The sequence below is a fragment of the Gordonia sesuvii genome, assembly GCF_036350415.1.
In the GTDB taxonomy this organism is placed as follows: Bacteria; Actinomycetota; Actinomycetes; order Mycobacteriales; family Mycobacteriaceae; genus Gordonia; species Gordonia sesuvii.
In genome coordinates, this window is record NZ_JAZDUF010000008.1 from 71,219 (window position 1) to 88,848 (window position 17,630).

Here is a 17,630-nt window from a genome sequence, read left to right on the forward strand (position 1 = left end):
TTCAGGAGACCTTGACGGTGGCACCGCCACCGAGGGCCGATTCGGTGATCGCCGCGACGGTGCGCATGCTGTGCACGCCGGTGGCGAAGTCGGGGACCGGGGCGAGGCCGCCGTCGATTCCGGCGACCTGGTCGAGGAAGGCGCGTGCCTGATAGGCGAAGAACTCGGCCTTGCCATGTCCGACGCCGCCGGCGTCCATCGGCAGACCGCCACGGATGTAGGGGTGATCAGGGCCGATGATCACGCGGCGCGGACCGGACAGCTCGGGGCGGTCACCGACCACGGAGATCTCGTACTCGCTCGCCCGGAACAGCTGCCACGACGCCGATCCCTGCGAGCCGAAGAGCTCGAAACCGAGACCGTCGGGCAGCGCGTGGGCGACCCGGGAGGCGGAGAAGGTGCCGACGGCGCCGTTGGCGAAGGTGGCGGTGAAGGTGGCGACGTCCTCGTTCTCCACCGGTGCCATCTCGCCGGTGACCTCGGCCTTGGTGTGGCCATACGTGGTGCCGACCGGGACGGGACGTTCGGTGATGAGCGTGTGGAAGGTGGCGCCGCTGACCTCGGTGATCGGCCCGCACACGAACTCCGAGAGATCGATCAGGTGGCTGCCGACATCGGCCAGCGCGCCGGTGCCGGGGCCGCCGCGATGGCGCCAGGTGATCGGCGACGACGGGTCGAGGCCGTAGTCGCACCAGTAGTGGCCGTTGAAGTGAACCAACTCGCCGACGGTGCCGGCGGCCAGTTCACGACGGATCTGCTCGACGGCGGGCGAGCGACGGTAGGTGTAACCGACCGCGGCCAGGCTGTCGGCACGTTCGGCCGCCACCAGCATCGCCTCCGCATCAGCAGCCGAGCCGGCCAGGGGCTTCTCGCACAGGACGTGCTTGCCGGCGGCCAGCAGGCCCTCGACCATCTCGCGGTGCAGATGGTTGGCGACGACGACGCTGACCACGTCGATGTCCGACGCCTCGGCGATCGCCCTCCAGTCGTACTCGGCTCGCTCGTAGCCGTAGCGCTTGGCGGTGTCGTCGGCGACGGCCTTGTTGGCGTCGGCGATGGCCACCAACCGCACGTCGGGTCGGTGGGTGCCGAACAGGGTGCTCGCCATGCGGTAGCCGGCGGCGTGGGCGCGGCCGGCCATGCCGCCGCCGATCACGGCGACGCCGATCGTCGTGTTTGTCACTGGCACGTTCCTTCTGTGCTGATGTCCGGCTCGAGGGCCGGGTGGTCGAAGTCTCAACTGTTCCGGTCTACTAAACCGGTCTAGTTCGGCTACTATGAGCCGAGTCACAGGGGTTTGTCAAGGTCTGTCGGACGGGGTGCTAGGCAGGAGGGAGTAGAAGGTGGCCAGCAGGTCGAGTAGGCCGACGATGCAGGATGTCGCCGATCGTGTCGGGGTCTCCAAGGCGACGGTCTCGCTCGTGTTTCGGAAGGCTCCCGGTGTCGGGGATAAGACACGCGAGGATGTGCTGCGCGCGGCGGATGACCTCGGCTACCGCATGAACCGGGCTGCGGCGTTGATGACAGCGCGCCGATCTCATCTGCTCGGGGTGAGTGCCCAGATCAGCAACAGCTTTCACGCGGAGATCGTCGAGAACATCGTGACCGAAGCGGATCTCGTCGGCTACGAGGTGGTCCTCGGCGCGGTCACACCGACCCACGGGGAAGAGCGGGTGATCGAGACGCTGATCGACTTCCGCTGCGAGGGAATGCTGCTCATCGGCCCGGAGTTGCCGGGCACGTCGATCTCGAATCTCGGCAACCGTCTGCCGACCGTGGTCATCGGACGACGGGTGGGAGTCGGGTCCACCGATGTGGTCCGCAGCAACGACGGCCGCGGGATCGCCGGCGTGGTCGACCATCTCGTCGAACTCGGCCACGAGAACGTCGTCCATGTCGCAGCCGGGCGCGGCGTGATCGCCGGTGATCGGCGGCGAGGATTCGAGCAGGCGATGCGGCGGCACGGATTCGGCACCGAAGGCGCCGTGCTGGACGCGGGAGACTTTACTGAGGAGGCCGGCATGGAGGCGGCCCGCAGCCTGCTGGAGAGTGAGCTGCCGACCGCCGTCGTCTGTGCCAACGACCGCCTGGCGGTGGGTGTGCTGGAAGTCCTGCGTCGCAAGGGTGTTGACATCCCGGGCGAGGTATCCGTCACCGGCTACGACGACAGCATCCTCGCGCGAATGGGAAACGTCGACCTGACCACGGTGAGCCAACAACCGGCGGAGCAGGCCCGACAGGCCATCCAAGCTGTCGTGAGCCGGCTCGACCGGGGACGCACCGATCGCGTATCGAAGACCCTGACGCCGGAGATCGTGGTGCGAAAGACCACTGCTGCGCCCCGGGCTGGTCGGCACTCGGGTCAGGCGAGGGGCGGCTGAGGGGCCGGATCGCTGTCGAGGTAGGGCAGTGGCCCTGAGGTGTTGTCTCGGCCGTTCGGTCGGACCTACCCGTGGGCTTACAGCAGCACGGTGAACAGCTTGGCGATCTTCCCGTCCTCGATCAAAGCGACATCGAACCCGGAAGCGATCACGGCGCCGGACTCGGGCGACAGCACCCGCCAGGCGAGATGTCCCATCCCGGGCACCTGGTGGACGTCTCCGTCCTTCTCGAAGTGCAGACCCGCCAGCGGACCCGAGAGCAATCCCTCGACCTTCGCGTTGATCTGGTCGTAGCCGGTGATCGTCTCGTCGGCGTCGGTGAACTCGACATCAGCCGTATAGGTGCGGCGAATGGCCTCGAGACGGCGTACCGGATCGCGTTCGTCGAAGACCTCGAGAAGGTTCGCTTCCATCAATCGCTCGATGTCGTCGGCCATGGCAGTCCTCCGATCCGGGTGACCTGAACGCTAGCGCAGTGCCACCCAACCTGCCTCTCGGGCTGACCCGCGGCATCGTGTGATGCATCGACCTCCTCTTGTCGAATGACGATTCCGTCGAGATCGGGACTCGTGTGTGCGAGAATCGTTGCCAGGCGGCCCAGGGATCGTGTCCCGATGCGGGCCAAGGGAATTGGTTTGTGCGCGCAACGAAACAGTCCACGCCGCGGCCGATCCGAACACTTTGATCAGTGGTCTGATTCCGATCTCGAGCATGTTCAGAGGAGAGCAGCCATGACCACACTGATTCGACGGGCCGGCCTGGGAGTCGCCGCCGTGGCGGCTGCGACGCTGGCTTTCGCGCCGCTGGCATCCGCGGCACCAACAGATGCGACCCCGACGCAGCAGCCGCAGGACGTCGACACCACTATCCGGATCCCGGATATCCCGGTGCCGCTCCTTCCGGTGCCGCTGCTGCCGATCCCCGTGATCCCGATCTTCCCGTTCCCCGACGTTCCGAAGACGGCGTGCATCACGATCTTCTGCTTCCCGATCGCCGCTTAGCTCGGCGTGCTGCCTCGCAGGTCGTTGTAGCTGGGCTCAGGCCTTCGGAATGTCGTGGCGGGCCATCACGGCATCGATCAAGGTGTAGACCGCGGGCTTCGACGCGGCGTCGGTGTACTTGACCTTGACACAACCCTTGGCCGGCTGGCTGCCGCCGACTTTTGCCTTTGCGACATCGACGAGATCGAAATCGATCGCGTGCGCGGACATCGTCCGTGATGCGGCAGTGAACATCACATAGCCCTTGAGGTACGAGTCCTCGAACCGGAACATCGGGACGCCGCGAAACATGATGAGCGGCACCGAGGGATAGTGCTGCTCGACGTAGTCGTGGAACTCGCGCAGCCACTCCTGTGCGAGTTCGCTCTGCGCACCGATGTACTCCTCGGGGCTCTGGGCGCTCATAGCGCGACCTTACCGCTGATGTCACGATTCTGTTGGTAGGCAATGATGTTGGGTGGCCCACCGTGTCCGGTTTCTTGTGTTCTCGTATCTTCCAGCGTGCGTGACCACACCGCCATCAGCCACCCCGAGCCGAACGACGGATCTGACACGAGTGGCGACGGTGATGGTCGGACGGCCGTGAGGCTGCACTTCGTTCGATGGAGTGTCGTACCGGGATGGGCATGTGCCCGCATTCTTTGGGGGTGTCCGGAACGCCACGGCCGCGTGCACGGCCTGGTCGTCAGCGACGACTTCCGCTTCCAGGACATGGCGGCGAGGCATCGCTCATCCAGGTGAAGCCATTCGATCTAGAGGCGACCGACCGAACGGTTGGCGGAGCGTCGGACCGGGAGTGGTGAAACAGGTGCGGTAGATTGCCTTAGATCATGTCTGAGAGGAGTCATCGTGCCTGGTTCGCCGGCGGCGACCGGACGCAAGGCCCAGATCACAAGGGTCGCGGCGGAGCTGTTCAATGACAAGGGGTTCCACGAGACCTCGATGGATGACATCGCGTCGGCGGTGGGTATCAAGAAACCCACCCTGTATCACCACGTGCAGAGCAAGGCTCAGATCGTCAGCTGGATTCACGACGAATGCGTTGAGGCAATTCTTCCTCCGCTGCAGGGCTACCTGAAATCGGACATGTCCAGCTCAGACGTTCTCCGTCGGGTCGCCGGCGACATCTTCTCGCTGCTCGACGGACGGCCGGGCTACCTCAGGGTGTACTTCGAACACCATCGTGACTTGGACAAGCGATCCCGTACCCGCATTGCCAAGAAGCGAGACCAGTACTTTGACGCGGTCCGCCAAGCGATTGAGAACGGCAACGAGAGCGGGGAGTTCGAGGTCGAGGATCCGAAGTTCGCCACGTTGGCGTTCTTCGGCATGTGCAACTGGGGCTACCAATGGTATCGACCGGGCGGCCCGGAGACCGCTGTTGAGGTCGCTGATCACCTGTGGAGGGTTTTCCTGACGGGTGCGTTGCAGCCGGGGGTAGCCCGGCTGGGCTGACAAGACGCGCCGGGCAACTGTCGACCTGGCGCCTTTCTCTGCCGAACTCCTCATCCGGCCGCGGGTGCTGTCACGAGAGCTCGACCGATCGGTCGGTAATTTGTGTGCGGTTTCCTTGACGCTGCCGTCTCTCGGCGACTATACCTAGATCTACCCGACCGGTCGGTCGAGCGCAGTGCCTCCTCTTGGCGCGCGAACTTCTGGCGCGACCGGTGCATTGTCGGAAATGAGGACTACATGGACTTCGATCTGTCAGAAGAACACCAAGAGTTTCAGAATCACCTGCGTAACTGGGTCGACAAGAAGCTCCCGAAGTCGACCGCGCGGGAATGGGAATCGCGCGAGCACGAGTACCCGACCGAGCTCTGGGATCTCATGTCCGAGCAGGGTCTCCACGCCGTGGGTTTGCCCGAGGAGTACGGCGGGTCCGGCTCGGATGTCTTCTCGCAAGTCATTATCGGCCGTGAGTTGTCTCGTACGCTCGGGGGTCTCGTCTGGACGTGGGGTCTCTCCTCATTTTGCGCGCGGTCGATCGCCGAATCCGGCTCCGACGAGTTGAAGTCCAGCCTGTTGCCGCGCCTCGCGGCCGGAGAGATCAAGATCGCCATCGCGGTGACCGAACCGTCGGGAGGCACGGACCTACTCGGCCAGATGCGCACGGTGGCGACGAAGGTCGACGGAGGGTGGCAGATCCGCGGGCAAAAGATCTGGTCCACCGCCGCGCATGTGTCCGACTATCTATTGTTACTGGCCAAAACGGATCCCGGCGCCGAGAAGGCCAGTCGCGGCACCACCTTGTTCCTCGTTCCCAACCCGGCGAAGGGGCTCGAGATCCGGCAGATCCCGAAACTGGGGATGCGCGCAGTCGGCTCCTGCGAGATCTTTCTCGACGATGTGTTCGTGCCCGCCGCGAACGTGCTCGGAGAGGTGAACAAGGGGTGGCAGGGCATTCTGACCAGCCTCAACAACGAGCGGATCATCGTCGCATCGCTGTGTCTCGGCGTCCTGGACGGTGTCCTCGAGGACGCGGTCGACTACATGAAGACGCGTGAGGCGTTTGGTCGTCCGATCGGTCAGTTCCAGGCGCTGCAGCACTACGTGGCGGACATGGCGATCGCCCAACGAGAGTCCGAGCTGGCAATCTATTACGCTGCGTGGCTACAGCAGACTGGCCGTCCCATCGGAACGGCCGCGACGATGGCCAAGGTCATCGCGTCCGACCATGCCACGACGGCAGCCGACCAGGGCATCCAGATCCTCGGTGGGATGGGCTACGCGCAGGAAACCGACATGCAGCGGTACTGGCGTGATGTCCGGCTGTACCGAATCGGACCGATCACCAACGAGATGGGTCGCAACCTGATCGCGGAATCGTTCGGCCTCGGCCGATCATTCTGACGGGTCGTCGAGGGGTTTGCGATGAGATCGGTACCAGCCTGGATGGGCGCCTGGGTCTACCAGTCGACGGGCGACCCGAAGGACGTGCTGCGGCTCGAGAGCCGAGTTCCGGTTCAACAACCAGGTGAAGGTCAGGTCCTCATCCGTGTGGATGCCGCGGCGGTGAACTTCGCCGACTCGCTGGTGATCCGGGGTTCCTATCAGTCGACCCCTCCGTTGCCTGCGGTCGCCGGAATGGAGATGTGTGGACGCATCGTTGGAACGGGGCCTGGCGTCGACCTCGAAGTGGGGGAAAGAGTCGCCGGACTGGGTGTCAGCATGAGCGGCGCCTTCGGTGAGTATGCAGTGATGGACAAGGGCAGCGCATTTCGTTCGCCCGCAGACTTCTCGGTGGTGGAGTCGGCGTGTTTCACCGTCGCCTATCAGACCGCATGGTTCGCGCTACACGTGCGCGGCGAACTCGGGCCGCGTGAGAGCGTTGTGGTGCACTCCGCTGCCGGTGGGGTAGGTCTCGCGGCGGTGCAGTTAGCGCACGCGAGTGGCGCCCGGGTGATAGGGATTGTCGGCAACGAGGCGAAGATCCCCACGGCTCTCGACGCCGGGTGCGCCGAGGTCTTCGTACGCGGCACGCCCGGACTCGTCGACGAGGTCAAACGGGTGACGGGCGGAGGGGCTGATGTGATCATCGACCCGGTCGGTGGGCCTGCCCACTCGGTGTCCGAGCGCGTGGTGCGGTTCGGTGGTCGCATCGTGATCGTCGGATTCGCGAGCGGACACCTCCCTAGAGTTCGTCCTGATCTGCTGATGGTGAAGAACTACTCGGTGGTCGGCCTACATTGGGGTCTCTACCGATCACGACGGCCCGACATCGTCGCGGCTGAATACGACCGATTGCACAGATGCGTGTCCAAAGCGTCGATCCGTCCGGTCGTCAGCACTGTCTACGACTTCAGTGAGGTACCGAAAGCACTTGCTGAGGTGGAATCGGGCGGCACTGCTGGCCGGGTCGCGGTCAGCGTCTGGCCGGCGACGGGCGACGGGGGTCCGAGATGAGTTTTCCGAAACAAGCTGCGCCCCAGCGGGTCAGCCGATCAAGTGAAGGTAGGGCACAGTCCTCGCGCGTCGGCGACATCGAGGCGCAGTCCATCATCGATTTCGCGCTGGCATGGTCTCCGTTCGGTGGACCAGCGGACGACGAGATCTTCGTCAGATTCGGAATGACGCGGGCGAGATTTGTCGATCGTCTGTGGCAAGCGGCGCCGGCCCTCGTCCGGGACCCCAGGCAGCGACGATTGCTGGCGCGGGCATACCCGGTGAACGTCCGCGGCGGAAGCCGTCAGGCTCCGCTTCGTCCACACAGGTAGGCGTCAGGGCTCAGGTCGCGTTTCGTGCGCGGAACAGTCTTGACGCTCGCCGAAGTCGGCCGATAGAATTCTGCGATATCGACCGACTAGACGGTCGGGAAAGTTGAGAAGAATGTCCAGCAGCTACGAATGCATTCGGGTGAACAGACTTTCGAAAGCCACGGTGGTGACCCTCGATCGTCCGGAGAGGCTCAACGCGCTGAACCCGCAGATGCTCGAGGAACTGCTCGATGCGTTCGCAGCGATCGGTTCCGACACGCACGCTGTGGTACTCACGGGTAGCGGGAGACTGTTCTCGGCGGGTGTCGATCTGGATACACCGTTTTTCATGGAACACGTCGACGACGATTCGGTCTACTCGGGAAAGCGTCTGCTCGACCACCAGCACAAGGTGATCGAGGCGATCTACGACATGTCGATCCCAACCTTGGCGGCTGTGAACGGGCATGCATGCGGAGGTGGCGGACTCGGGCTGGCCATGGCATGCGATCTCCGGTTCGCCGTCGCAGGGTCCCGACTGTGGATGGTGCCAGGAGCACTCGATGTGGTCCAGGACTTCGGACTGTCCTGGTTGGTGCAGCGGGTTGCCGGCCCGTCGCGCGCCCTGCACATGGCGATGACCGGCTACCGGCTTCCTGTCGAGGAGGGCCTGACCTGGGGCGTGGTCAACGAGGTCCACCCCGACCTGAAGGCGATGGAAGCGGCGGTCCAAGCATTTGCAGACAACGTCTCGTCGATGAGCCGGGACTCTGCGCAGATGCTCAAGACCATTGTGCGGCTGGGCAACTCCAGCAGCCTCCACGAGCAACTGCAGGTCGAGGCGATCGCCAACGGTCTCGCCTTCCAATCCGACGAATTCAAGACCAAGAAGAAGCTCTACCTGGACACGCTCGGAGGTAAGAAATGACCGCTGTCGACGACCCCGGACTCGCGGTCATACCCACAGTGATGCGGGCGGCGCGCCTCCACGACTCAGGGAACGGCCTCGAGCTGCGCGTGGATTCCGATGTCGCGGTACCGCACTGCGGCCCGGACCAGGTGTTGCTGCAGGTCCGTAGTTGCGGGCTGAATCAGGTGGACCTCTTGACGCGTTCCGGGCAGACCCCCCAGTCGGTGCCGTTGCCGCACATCTCCGGCACGGAGGTGGCCGGCGACGTCGTGGCGATCGGCGACAACGTGAACCCCGACTGGTTGGGGCAGGCGGTGGTCGTCGACCCGGTGGTGTCGTGCGGCGAGTGTCGGCAGTGTTATCGCGGCGAGACCAATCAATGTCGCACCGGCTTGATCTTCGGCGTCCAGACACCGGGCGGATATGCGGAATACGTCGCCGCGCCGGCTCGCCAGCTGATCGCCCTGCCTGACAATCTGACCTACGACCAGGCCACGGCGATAGCCGTCACCGGCCCGACGACCTGGCATATGCTGCACACTCGCGCGGGCCTCCGCGCCGGAGACGATGTGCTGGTCATCGCGGCCGGGTCCGGCATCGGCAGCCTCGCGGTCCAGGTGGCACACGCCAGCGGCGCGCGAGTGATCGCCACCGTCGGTGGAGCCGCGAAGGCCAAGAAGGCGGCGGAACTCCTGCCCGTCGACCTGGTCGTCGATCACAGCGATCCCGATTGGCCGCGTCGAGTACGGGAGTACACCGACGGCCGCGGAGTGGACCTGGTGTTCGAGCACGTTGGCGCCGCCACGTGGAAGGGTAGCCTCGCATCGATGGCACGCGGTGGACGCCTGGTGACCTCTGGCGGACACTCGGGCTTCGAGGTCGATTTCAACCTGTGGCACCTGTTCATCAAGGAGCACACGCTCATCGGTTCGTACGCAGGTACCCGCGACGACTTCCTCACGATCCTGGATTTGGCGAATCGCGGTGTCATCACCCCGATTGTGCAGCAGGTGTTTCCTCTCGAGGAGATCGTGGACGCCCAGAACCTGCTGGCCGACCGAAAAGTGTTCGGCAAGTTGCTACTTGATCCCCAGTGTCCGGGAAGCTCGGGCGTCACCTCACGGGGGCGGTGATGGGTGGGTCGGATCTCATCGCCGACGTATGGTCATCGGCGCAGGGCGCGCTCGGGTCGACCACCCGAGTTGATCTGGGAAATGTTCGCGATCTCGACCTGCAACGTTATGCGGTCGCCGTCGACGGAAGCATCGATGGCGGTGCCGCCGGCCTGTCGCTGCAGCTGTACCTGTCGTCGGTGCTGGCATGGGGCTCCGGGCCGGCAGAAGCCGACCTTCTTGCCGACGGCAACGCATCTGACCCATTCTCCGGTTTCGACGTGGCCGGGCTCAGACTAATGGCCGGTGGACAGGAGTTGCAGTTTCATCGAGATCTGCAGGCCGGGATGAACGTGGTCCTTGATGTGACCCTGACCGGGGCCGACCTCAAGGACACCAAGTCCGGCCGGCTGCTCGTGCTGCTCGTACAGCGCACGTACTCCGACGAACACGGCCCGTTGATCGAATGTCGGGAGACATTTCTGGGACGGGAGGCGCTGGGATGAGTGACCTCACTGTGGGAACCGAGATCACGCCGCTCGTCGTGCGTCCGACACCTATCTCGCTGTTCCGGTTCAGCGCAGTCACCTGGAATCCGCATCGGATCCACTTCGACGAGGCGTATGCGGCCACCGAGGGGTATCCCGGGGTGCTCGTCCAGGGTCACCTGCACGGGGCGTGGCTGCTGAGCGCGGTGCGGCGATGGATCGGGGATCGCGGGAGGATCGAGCAGTTCGCCTGGCAGAACCGGCACTTCGCCACCCCCGGTGACACTTTGACGATCACGGGGCAGATCGTGTCGGTCGATGGTGACCTCGTCGAGGTCGAACTATCCGAGACCAATCAGGACGGCGTCGTCTGTGCGCCGGCCAGAGCAACCTTTCGGGTGCACCCCGGTGGTGCGTTCGGTGACGCAACTCGTTGACGACGTGTCGACGACGTGAAAGGGAGTCAGTATGGCGACCGCCGGCATTGACATCGTGGGAGACCGGACCCTGCGCGATCTCCTGGACGAGAGAGCCGATCGATACGGTCCGAAGACGTTCCTGGTCTTCGAGGACAGGGACGGGAACGTCACTGAGACCAGCTATGCCGATTTCCGGTCCAGGGTGGATCGGGTTGCAGGTGCGCTGACCGACCTCGGAATCGGTTCCGGCGACAGGGTTGCCGTCCACCTCGCGAATTGTCCGGAGATCCTCGAAGTGTGGTTTGCGCTGGCCACCATCGGCGGCGCAATGGTGCCGTCGAACACTGCCAACACCACCTCCGAACTCGAATACGTGCTCGACTTCTCCGGCGCGGTTGCAGTGGTCACCCAGCCCTCTTACCTCGAGACCGTAGAGCGTGCGGCGGACGCGGTACCGACGGTCAAGCACAGGATTCTGGCGCGTTCCGACTCGCCGGCGAGCGGCACGGTACTGCTCAATGAGCTGTCGCGCACCGAGACGGTGGCGCCGCGACCAGTGGTGGGCAGCGAGGACGTCGTCCAGATCCTGTTCACGTCGGGTACCACCGCGCGACCGAAGGGTGTCCTTCTCACGCACGCGAACGCACTGCATGGCGGCGAACGTGAATCACGAGGGCTCTTGCTCGATGAGAGCGACCGCTGTCTGACCTCGCTTCCGGTCTTCCACGTCAACGCTCAGGTCATCACGGTTCTGTCGAGTATGACCGTGGGAGCCACCTGCATTGTGCTGGAGGAGTTTCGGGCTACGAAATACTGGGATCAGGTGCGTCGACACGCTGCCACACAGACGAGTCTGGTGGCAATGCAACTCCGTACCCTGTTGGCGCAACCGGAACGAGAGACCGATCATGACCACCGCGTGCGCCGACTCTTTTACGCTCTCAATGTGTCCGACGAGGAGAGGGACACCTTCGAGGAGCGATTCGGGGTCGAGCTGATCAACGCATACGGGTCGTCGGAGGCGATGACTCTGGTATTGCTCAGTCCGGTGTTCGGGCCGAAACGATGGCCGTCGATCGGCAAGCCGCTGCTGGGTCGGACCGTCCGCCTGGTGGACCTGGACGGGAACGACGTCCCGACCGGTGAGGTCGGGGAGATCATCGTTCAGGGTGTTCCGGGACGCACTCTGATGAAGGGGTACCACAACAATCCGGAAGCGACTGCGCGCGCTCTTCGGGACGGGTGGTTGTGGACGGGGGACAGCGCCTACGCCGACGCCGACGGCTACTTCTACTGGTTCGACCGCAGGTCGGACATGATCAAACGCGCCGGCGAGAACATCTCGACTGCCGAGGTGGAGTTCGTCATCAGCGATCACCCCGACGTTGCCGAGGTCGCAGTGATCGGCGTGCCGGACCCATTGCGTGACCAGGCCGTCAAAGCTGTTGTGGTACCGCACGAAGGTCGATTGTTGAGCGAGGAAGCGATCCGCGAGCATTGCGTCACGCGACTGGCGAAGTTCAAGGTGCCGACAATCATCGAACTGCGGAGTGAGCTGCCGAAGACATCGATCGGAAAGATCTCGAAGGGCGTGCTGCGCAAGGAGGCGGCCCACGTGGCGGCCTCGGAGTGATGTCCACGGTGACCCAAGTCGATCCAGAGGAGTCAGTCATGGACTATGCAGGGCAAGTGGCAATCCTTACCGGCGCTGCGGGCGGGATCGGGCAGGGCGTTGCCCGGAAACTGGTCGATCACGGCGCACATGTGGTGCTCGTCGACCGTGACGAAGACAAGACGCGAGCCCTGCAGGCGGACCTCGGCGACCAGACACACTGCGTGGTGGTCGATCTCACCGAGGAGTCCGCTGTGGACTCGGTCGTCGACACCACGATGCGCCGATACGGCCGGGTGGACATGCTCGTCAACAATGCCGGCACCTCGGCACATAGCCCGATGGTAGACGTGCCGCGTCACGTGCTCGATCAGGAGATCGCGGTGCACATCACTGCCCCGTTCCGGCTCATCCAACGTGTCGCGATTCCGATGACCGAAAACGGCTACGGCCGGATCGTCAACATCAGCTCCGTCGCCGGATTGATGGGACCGCTGGACCTTTCTCCGTACGGGGTGGCAAAAACGGGGCTGATCGGCGTCAATCGTGCGGCGGCCACCGAACTCGCACAGCACGGAATCACTGTGAACGCGCTGGCGCTCGGACCCATTGCAACCGATCTTCTCCGAAGCACATGGCCTGCAGAGCAACTCGCCGCCCGCGCAGAACACCTCCCGATTCGCCGCCTGGGTGAGGTCGAGGATGTGGCGCACGCCGTGCACTTCCTCTGTCACCCCGACAGTGGGTTCATCACCGGAACGGTGTTGCCGATCGACGGTGGCTCCGTCGCCGCCGGCGCGTACATGGTGGAGCAGTTTCGACGCTGGAATGCCGACACGTAGAGTCCGTCGGACGACCACATCGGTCGTGCAGACCTTGGCGACCCAACGTGCGGCGCTCAAGGGCGCCGGGCGTCTTCTATGACCTCGTAGAAGTCGACTGACACGTCCCGGTCCATCGCATCGATGAGCGGAATCCTCCCCTCCTCGAGTGCCCGTTCCAAATTCTGGGCGGCGGTGGCTAGATCGTCGACCTCGACCTCGTAGATCGCCAGGTAGCGAAACCGCGACTTGTCGACTCCGGCCAGCGGACGAACTGGATCGAGTCGGTACTGGGCCGCGCTGTGGAATCCTGGCACCACCCTCGGGACTGGTTCACATGGCCAGGCACCCCGCGTCGACGGCGAGGTGTGTGCCTGTGACATACCTGGCGTCGTCGGAGGCGAGGAAGAGAACTGCATTGCTGATGTCGTCGCACTCGACCCAGGGAAACTCGTCGAACACATGCACCGCCGACATCGGCTCCTGAACGTCGTCCTCGGTGGGCGCGGTGAGGTCCGGCCGCCACATACGCATGGTCGCGGTGTTGAGGATCATCGGTGTCGCCACGTTGGTGGGCAGTACCGCGTTCACCCGAATCCGGTGCTCGCCCAACTCGTTCGCGAACGCCTTGGCGAGTCCGATGACACCGTGCTTGGCGGCGACGTAGTGTCCAATCGTAGTTCCGCCCTTCAGTCCGAAGACCGAACTGGTCAGCACGATCGAACCGCCGTTACCGCCCGCGATCAGGTGTTTGACGCCGGCCCGTGCCGTCTTGAAGACGCCGGTGAGGTTCACGTCGATCATTTGCTGCCACAACGCATCTTCCATGTCCGCGAGTGGGCTGAAGCTGACGATTCCGGCGTTGGCCACAACGATGTCCAACCTCCCGAAGTGGTCCACTCCGGCATCGACCGCCTCGGCCTGGCGGCCCTCAAACTCGACGCCGCCGCGCAAGCGCTGTCGAAGGTCCTGGCGACTGCAGGCGAGTATGAGTGGTCGATGACCCAGCCCCTCGAACACCTTCTGGGCATCGAGGTCGATGCCACCGAGGCCCGCCGGCCTCCTGGCGGCTGCGGTTCGCGTGCCTGCTCACCCCCGCCACTTTGGACGGGTTCGACTACGACGCCGCCCCCCAGCGTGGACCGCGCCCTGATCCGGGAGCTTGACACCTGCGCCTACCTGGAGTCGGCGGCGAACGCGCTGTTCATCGGCGCGCCGGGCACCGGCAACACCCACCTTGCGGTCGGTTGGCGCACGCCGCGGTGCACGCCGGTAAACGCACCTACGTCACCACCGCCGCCGATCTGGCCGCCCGCTGCCACAAAGCCGCCATCGAAGGCCGCTGGGCCACCTGCATGCGGTTCTTCGCCGGACCAACTCTGCTGGTGATTGGCGAACTGGGGTATCTACCATTGCCCGCCGAAGCCGCCTCGGCGTTGTTCAGTTTGTCTCGCAACGATATTTGAAAACGAGCATCGTGAACACGACTAACAGGCCCGTGGCTGAGTGGGGTGAGGTCTCGGCGACACGACTGGTGCCGCCGCCACGCTCGACCGGCTGCACCGCTCGGTCGTGCTCAGAGTCGACGGCGACTCCTACCGTCTGCGCGACCACCACGCCCGCAACCAAAACCAGCGCTCCGCGACCGCGCCAACCCGGCGGGCGTTACAGCAGGAGCCGCCCACGGGTGGGAATGTCAGTGAGCACACCCGGGGATTCATCTTGAGCCTCGTCACCAGAATGCTAATGAGCGTGGAAACCGAAGGCTAGGACCGGACTTCCTCGCGCAGCGCGTGCTTATTGATCTTGCCGACCGATGTCCGGGGAAGGTCGTCGACCACTCGGATCTCGGCGGGGACCTTGAAACTCGCCAGGCGACTGGCGCAGTACGCACGAAGCTCGGATTCCACGATCGTATGCCCGGCCGACGGCACCGCATAGGCAACGATTCGCTCCTCTTGGTGAGCGTCGTGCACCCCGATCACCGCCGCGTCCTCCACGGACTCGCAGCCGACCAAGACCGTCTCGATCTCGCTTGCCGCGACGTTCTCGCCCTTGGGCTTGAGCATGTCCTTCTTGCGGCTGGTGAAGTACAGGTAGCCGTTCTCATCCAGGTAGCCCAGATCTCCTGTTCGGAACCAGCTGTCGATGAACGCCCCTTGTGTGGCGTCCTCTCGGTTCCAGTAGCGGGTCATCAGACCGGGGCCCTTGAGCAGGATCTCACCGACTGAGCCGGAATCCAGGATCTGGCCTTCATCGTCGGCAATGGCTACGTCCCAGCCCGACTGGGGCAGACCGAGTGACTGCCAACCGACATGGGGTTCGGCAAAGACGGGGGTCCGAGTACCCCCGGACGACGATTCCGTGAGTCCGTAGCACATGTACACCGGGGCGCCGAGTCGTCGGCTGAGGTCCTTGATCTCGGATTCTTGAAGCGGCAGTCCGAAAGTGATCATCCGCAACGAGTCCACTGCCTCATCAGCGGATTCCGGCTGCGCGAGGACACTCCGAAGGGCGCCTGCAGTGAGGTTCGCCATCGTGATGGCGTTGTCTCGCAGGGTCTGGACATACCGGCTTGCACTGAAACGATCCGCCAGGACGGCAGTTGCGCCGGAAACCAGCAAGGGCAGTAACTGCATGAACATTCCGTTGCAGTGGAAGAGGGGAAGAATCAGCAGACCACGATCGTCAGCGCGCATCCGCCAACCCTCAGCATTGATCAGCGATGTCGCGAGCACCGCTTTGTGACTCAAGACCACACCTTTGGGTGCGGACGTGGTGCCCGATGTGTAGAAGATGAGTGCATCTGCGTCTCGGTGCAGCGGGGCGCTCGGCGGACGCGCCCCGGAGGCGTCCGCTGCCAAGCGGGCCAGATCGGTCACGGACGAGTCGTCAGACTTGTGTGCCGACACTGGAGTGACGCCCTGCGGCAACCCAGCAACAAGCCCGGCATGGTCAACGTCGTCGAACACCAGGACTTTGGCTCCGGAATCGACCAAGGCGTGGTGGAGCTCCTGGTCTGAGTACTGACGAATCGTGGGCACCGCTATCGCGCCCAGGCGGAGCGCAGCAAGAAGCGTGACAATGAACGACCACGAGTTGGCCATGCGAATGACGACACGATCGCCCTTATCCACCCCCAGGTGCGAGAATCCAGCAGCCAGCGCATCAGTGGCGACGAGTGCTTCACTGTAGGTGACTACTTGGCGTCCGTCGTTGGTCAGTTCCACCACGAACTCATGGTTCGGAGTTCGGTCGGCGTGATACTCAAGGGCGGAGAGGATGGTGACATGTTCGGGCACGTGCGAAGTCCTTTGGCTGGCGATGCTGCGAGGCCTGATATTCCACGCCGGACCGTGGCGTTCGCGTAGGACTCGGGGCGGATTCCGACCGTCCAGCCGGTTGGTTCAATCTACTTTAAATGTAGTGTGCCTTGCAAGAGGTAGGAGGACGTCATGAACAGAGCCGACGAGCGCCGTGGTGAGATCGCCCGTACGGCGGCGCTGCTCTTCGAGCGGCACGGATTTCACAACGTGAGCGTCGGCGACGTGGCCGAGGCCGTCGGACTGAGCAAGCCTGCGTTGTATCACTACGTCAACAGCAAGGCCGAGATCGTCGCGTGGATACATGACGAGTTGATCGACGAACTACTCGCGCGGCTCGAGCGCGATGTCTCCGCGAATTGCGATCCGCGAGCGGGTTTGCGGCAGGTGCTGGTCGGTACCGTCGAGATCGTGGCGACCAGACCGGGCTACCTCGGGGTGTTCCTGGAGCATCAACGCGAGATCCCGCGCGAGTTGCGCGCTCACGCTGTCGCCCGTCGAGATCGATTCGAGCAGCTGGTGGTCACGCTCGTCGAACGTGGCATGGACCAAGGGCTTCTCGAGCAGAGAAGTGCGCGTATGACATCGCTGGCTCTGCTGGCGATCACCAACTGGTCCTATCAGTGGTATCGGCCCGAGCTGGGGGCACCTGTCGAGGTTGCCGAGCAGATGTTCGAGACCTTCCTTGCGGGTGCGGCGACACCGCTCGGCCTGGACGAACCTCTCGAAGGCATCTCTGTGAGTCCGACGGAGGTGGAAGTGTCGGAACCTCGCGAGTTGCTCTCCGATGATGCCTGGGCTGAGATCTCGCCGATGCTTCCTCCGCAAGGCACGGGGCCCGGGCGCCGTTGGCGCAATCACCGAGAGGTGCTCGACGCGATCGCGTGGAAGATTGACAACGATCTGGCATGGCACGAGCTCCCTGAAGACTTCGGGCCCTGGCGAACCATCTATCAGCGATACGTGCGTTGGCGCAAGGACGGTACGTGGGATCGCCTCAGTGAGGTGGCGCAACAGCGGGGGCGGTTCACCGAGGAACTCGATTGGGTGCTGAAAGCCGGCGGGAACCGTCGCAGCGAGAGTCATCGGGGAGTGCGGTGACCACCTCGGCGGTGTCGCTGATAGACCTGAGAACGTACGAAGGTCGACCTGAAAAGCGTTGTAGCGCATGTATTGTCAATTGAAACTTTGTCAAATACACTGTTAATCAAGCCGATTCGATGGCATAAAAGTAGACTGTGTGCCGCCATCGAGTGCGGCCGATCCGTCGCAACAGCGATGGACGAAATGCGCGAGTGGTTCTTGCCACTTGGCATGGCGAAACCCCGATGCGAGTGATCCCCGCATCGGGGTTTCGTGCACATCTG

At 63.9% G+C, this 17,630-nt stretch carries 18 protein-coding genes and 1 pseudogene; 13 read left to right on the forward strand and 6 right to left on the reverse strand.

Features of this window, described 5'->3' with window-relative positions; genetic code table 11:
- Position 1 precedes the first annotated feature (1 nt).
- On the reverse strand, positions 2–1,183 hold the full coding sequence (locus VZC37_RS21735; RefSeq protein ID WP_330435683.1) for a Gfo/Idh/MocA family protein: 1,182 nt from the start codon (positions 1,181–1,183) through the stop codon (positions 2–4).
- Between the two features lie 160 nt (positions 1,184–1,343).
- Here VZC37_RS21735 and VZC37_RS21740 point away from each other — a divergent pair, with 160 nt between their 5' ends.
- Positions 1,344–2,381 (forward strand): LacI family DNA-binding transcriptional regulator, encoded by a 1,038-nt coding sequence (locus tag VZC37_RS21740; protein ID WP_330435686.1) that lies wholly within the window; start codon positions 1,344–1,346, stop codon positions 2,379–2,381.
- Between the two features lie 77 nt (positions 2,382–2,458).
- Here VZC37_RS21740 and VZC37_RS21745 read toward each other — a convergent pair whose 3' ends face one another.
- Positions 2,459–2,818 (reverse strand): nuclear transport factor 2 family protein, encoded by a 360-nt coding sequence (locus tag VZC37_RS21745; protein ID WP_330435687.1) that lies wholly within the window; start codon positions 2,816–2,818, stop codon positions 2,459–2,461.
- A 294-nt stretch (positions 2,819–3,112) separates the two neighbouring features.
- Here VZC37_RS21745 and VZC37_RS21750 point away from each other — a divergent pair, with 294 nt between their 5' ends.
- Complete coding sequence (locus tag VZC37_RS21750; protein WP_330435689.1) at positions 3,113–3,382, forward strand: hypothetical protein; 270 nt, start codon at positions 3,113–3,115, stop codon at positions 3,380–3,382.
- 36 nt (positions 3,383–3,418) lie between these two features.
- On the opposite strand, the gene VZC37_RS21755 is transcribed toward VZC37_RS21750, so the two are convergent.
- On the reverse strand, positions 3,419–3,787 hold the full coding sequence (locus VZC37_RS21755; protein WP_330435691.1) for a hypothetical protein: 369 nt from the start codon (positions 3,785–3,787) through the stop codon (positions 3,419–3,421).
- 444 nt (positions 3,788–4,231) lie between these two features.
- On the opposite strand from VZC37_RS21755, the gene VZC37_RS21760 reads away from it, so the two are divergent.
- From VZC37_RS21760 to VZC37_RS21800, 9 genes are all read left to right on the forward strand, one after another.
- Positions 4,232–4,837 carry a TetR/AcrR family transcriptional regulator gene (locus VZC37_RS21760; protein WP_330435694.1) on the forward strand — a complete coding sequence of 202 codons (606 nt, stop codon included), beginning with the start codon at positions 4,232–4,234 and terminating at the stop codon, positions 4,835–4,837.
- Between the two features lie 237 nt (positions 4,838–5,074).
- Entirely contained in the window at positions 5,075–6,235 is a 1,161-nt protein-coding gene (locus tag VZC37_RS21765; protein WP_330435697.1) for an acyl-CoA dehydrogenase family protein, read from the forward strand.
- Between the two features lie 21 nt (positions 6,236–6,256).
- A complete protein-coding gene (locus VZC37_RS21770) occupies positions 6,257–7,288 on the forward strand; it encodes an NADPH:quinone oxidoreductase family protein (protein WP_330435699.1) in 1,032 nt (343 codons plus the stop codon).
- A 450-nt stretch (positions 7,289–7,738) separates the two neighbouring features.
- Positions 7,739–8,506 carry an enoyl-CoA hydratase/isomerase family protein gene (locus VZC37_RS21775; protein ID WP_330435701.1) on the forward strand — a complete coding sequence of 256 codons (768 nt, stop codon included), beginning with the start codon at positions 7,739–7,741 and terminating at the stop codon, positions 8,504–8,506.
- Positions 8,503–9,621: a zinc-binding dehydrogenase gene (locus tag VZC37_RS21780; RefSeq protein WP_330435704.1), complete on the forward strand. Its 1,119-nt coding sequence runs from the start codon at positions 8,503–8,505 to the stop codon at positions 9,619–9,621. Before VZC37_RS21775 ends, VZC37_RS21780 begins: the two co-directional genes overlap by 4 nt.
- Entirely contained in the window at positions 9,621–10,106 is a 486-nt protein-coding gene (locus tag VZC37_RS21785) for an FAS1-like dehydratase domain-containing protein (protein WP_330435705.1), read from the forward strand. Before VZC37_RS21780 ends, VZC37_RS21785 begins: the two co-directional genes overlap by 1 nt.
- The gene (locus tag VZC37_RS21790; RefSeq protein ID WP_330435707.1) at positions 10,103–10,525 is read left to right on the forward strand and encodes a MaoC/PaaZ C-terminal domain-containing protein; all 423 of its coding nucleotides are present in this window, start codon (positions 10,103–10,105) and stop codon (positions 10,523–10,525) included. Before VZC37_RS21785 ends, VZC37_RS21790 begins: the two co-directional genes overlap by 4 nt.
- Before the next feature lie 31 nt (positions 10,526–10,556).
- The gene (locus tag VZC37_RS21795) at positions 10,557–12,140 is read left to right on the forward strand and encodes an AMP-binding protein (protein WP_330435709.1); all 1,584 of its coding nucleotides are present in this window, start codon (positions 10,557–10,559) and stop codon (positions 12,138–12,140) included.
- Positions 12,141–12,178: 38 nt separating this feature from the next.
- Entirely contained in the window at positions 12,179–12,961 is a 783-nt protein-coding gene (locus VZC37_RS21800) for an SDR family NAD(P)-dependent oxidoreductase (protein ID WP_330435711.1), read from the forward strand.
- Positions 12,962–13,017: 56 nt separating this feature from the next.
- Here the strand turns inward: VZC37_RS21800 and VZC37_RS21805 are convergent, their stop codons facing one another.
- Entirely contained in the window at positions 13,018–13,260 is a 243-nt protein-coding gene (locus VZC37_RS21805) for a hypothetical protein (protein WP_330435713.1), read from the reverse strand.
- 13 nt (positions 13,261–13,273) lie between these two features.
- Complete coding sequence (locus VZC37_RS21810) at positions 13,274–13,840, reverse strand: SDR family oxidoreductase (protein WP_330435715.1); 567 nt, start codon at positions 13,838–13,840, stop codon at positions 13,274–13,276.
- Here VZC37_RS21810 and VZC37_RS21815 point away from each other — a divergent pair.
- A pseudogene (locus tag VZC37_RS21815) lies at positions 13,832–14,406 on the forward strand (ATP-binding protein). The gene VZC37_RS21810 and the pseudogene VZC37_RS21815 overlap by 9 nt on opposite strands.
- A gap of 300 nt (positions 14,407–14,706) precedes the next feature.
- Here the strand turns inward: VZC37_RS21815 and VZC37_RS21820 are convergent.
- Positions 14,707–16,242, reverse strand: coding sequence for a class I adenylate-forming enzyme family protein (locus VZC37_RS21820; protein ID WP_330435716.1), 1,536 nt, complete (start codon positions 16,240–16,242; stop codon positions 14,707–14,709).
- Between the two features lie 153 nt (positions 16,243–16,395).
- Between VZC37_RS21820 and VZC37_RS21825 the strand changes: the two genes are divergently transcribed.
- Positions 16,396–17,364 carry a transposase gene (locus VZC37_RS21825; protein ID WP_330435718.1) on the forward strand — a complete coding sequence of 323 codons (969 nt, stop codon included), beginning with the start codon at positions 16,396–16,398 and terminating at the stop codon, positions 17,362–17,364.
- Positions 17,365–17,630 lie beyond the last annotated feature (266 nt).

What these genes read in the sequence shown, in the direction of transcription:
- VZC37_RS21745 (WP_330435687.1), bottom strand. Translation starts at nt 2,818, where the DNA reads ATGGCCGACGACATCGAGCGATTGATGGAAGCGAACCTTCTCGAGGTC.
- VZC37_RS21750 (WP_330435689.1), top strand. Translation starts at nt 3,113, where the DNA reads ATGACCACACTGATTCGACGGGCCGGCCTGGGAGTCGCCGCCGTGGCG.
- VZC37_RS21755 (WP_330435691.1), bottom strand. Translation starts at nt 3,787, where the DNA reads ATGAGCGCCCAGAGCCCCGAGGAGTACATCGGTGCGCAGAGCGAACTC.
- VZC37_RS21765 (WP_330435697.1), top strand. Translation starts at nt 5,075, where the DNA reads ATGGACTTCGATCTGTCAGAAGAACACCAAGAGTTTCAGAATCACCTG.
- VZC37_RS21770 (WP_330435699.1), top strand. Translation starts at nt 6,257, where the DNA reads ATGAGATCGGTACCAGCCTGGATGGGCGCCTGGGTCTACCAGTCGACG.
- VZC37_RS21780 (WP_330435704.1), top strand. Translation starts at nt 8,503, where the DNA reads ATGACCGCTGTCGACGACCCCGGACTCGCGGTCATACCCACAGTGATG.
- VZC37_RS21785 (WP_330435705.1), top strand. Translation starts at nt 9,621, where the DNA reads ATGGGTGGGTCGGATCTCATCGCCGACGTATGGTCATCGGCGCAGGGC.
- VZC37_RS21790 (WP_330435707.1), top strand. Translation starts at nt 10,103, where the DNA reads ATGAGTGACCTCACTGTGGGAACCGAGATCACGCCGCTCGTCGTGCGT.
- VZC37_RS21795 (WP_330435709.1), top strand. Translation starts at nt 10,557, where the DNA reads ATGGCGACCGCCGGCATTGACATCGTGGGAGACCGGACCCTGCGCGAT.
- VZC37_RS21800 (WP_330435711.1), top strand. Translation starts at nt 12,179, where the DNA reads ATGGACTATGCAGGGCAAGTGGCAATCCTTACCGGCGCTGCGGGCGGG.
- VZC37_RS21825 (WP_330435718.1), top strand. Translation starts at nt 16,396, where the DNA reads ATGAACAGAGCCGACGAGCGCCGTGGTGAGATCGCCCGTACGGCGGCG.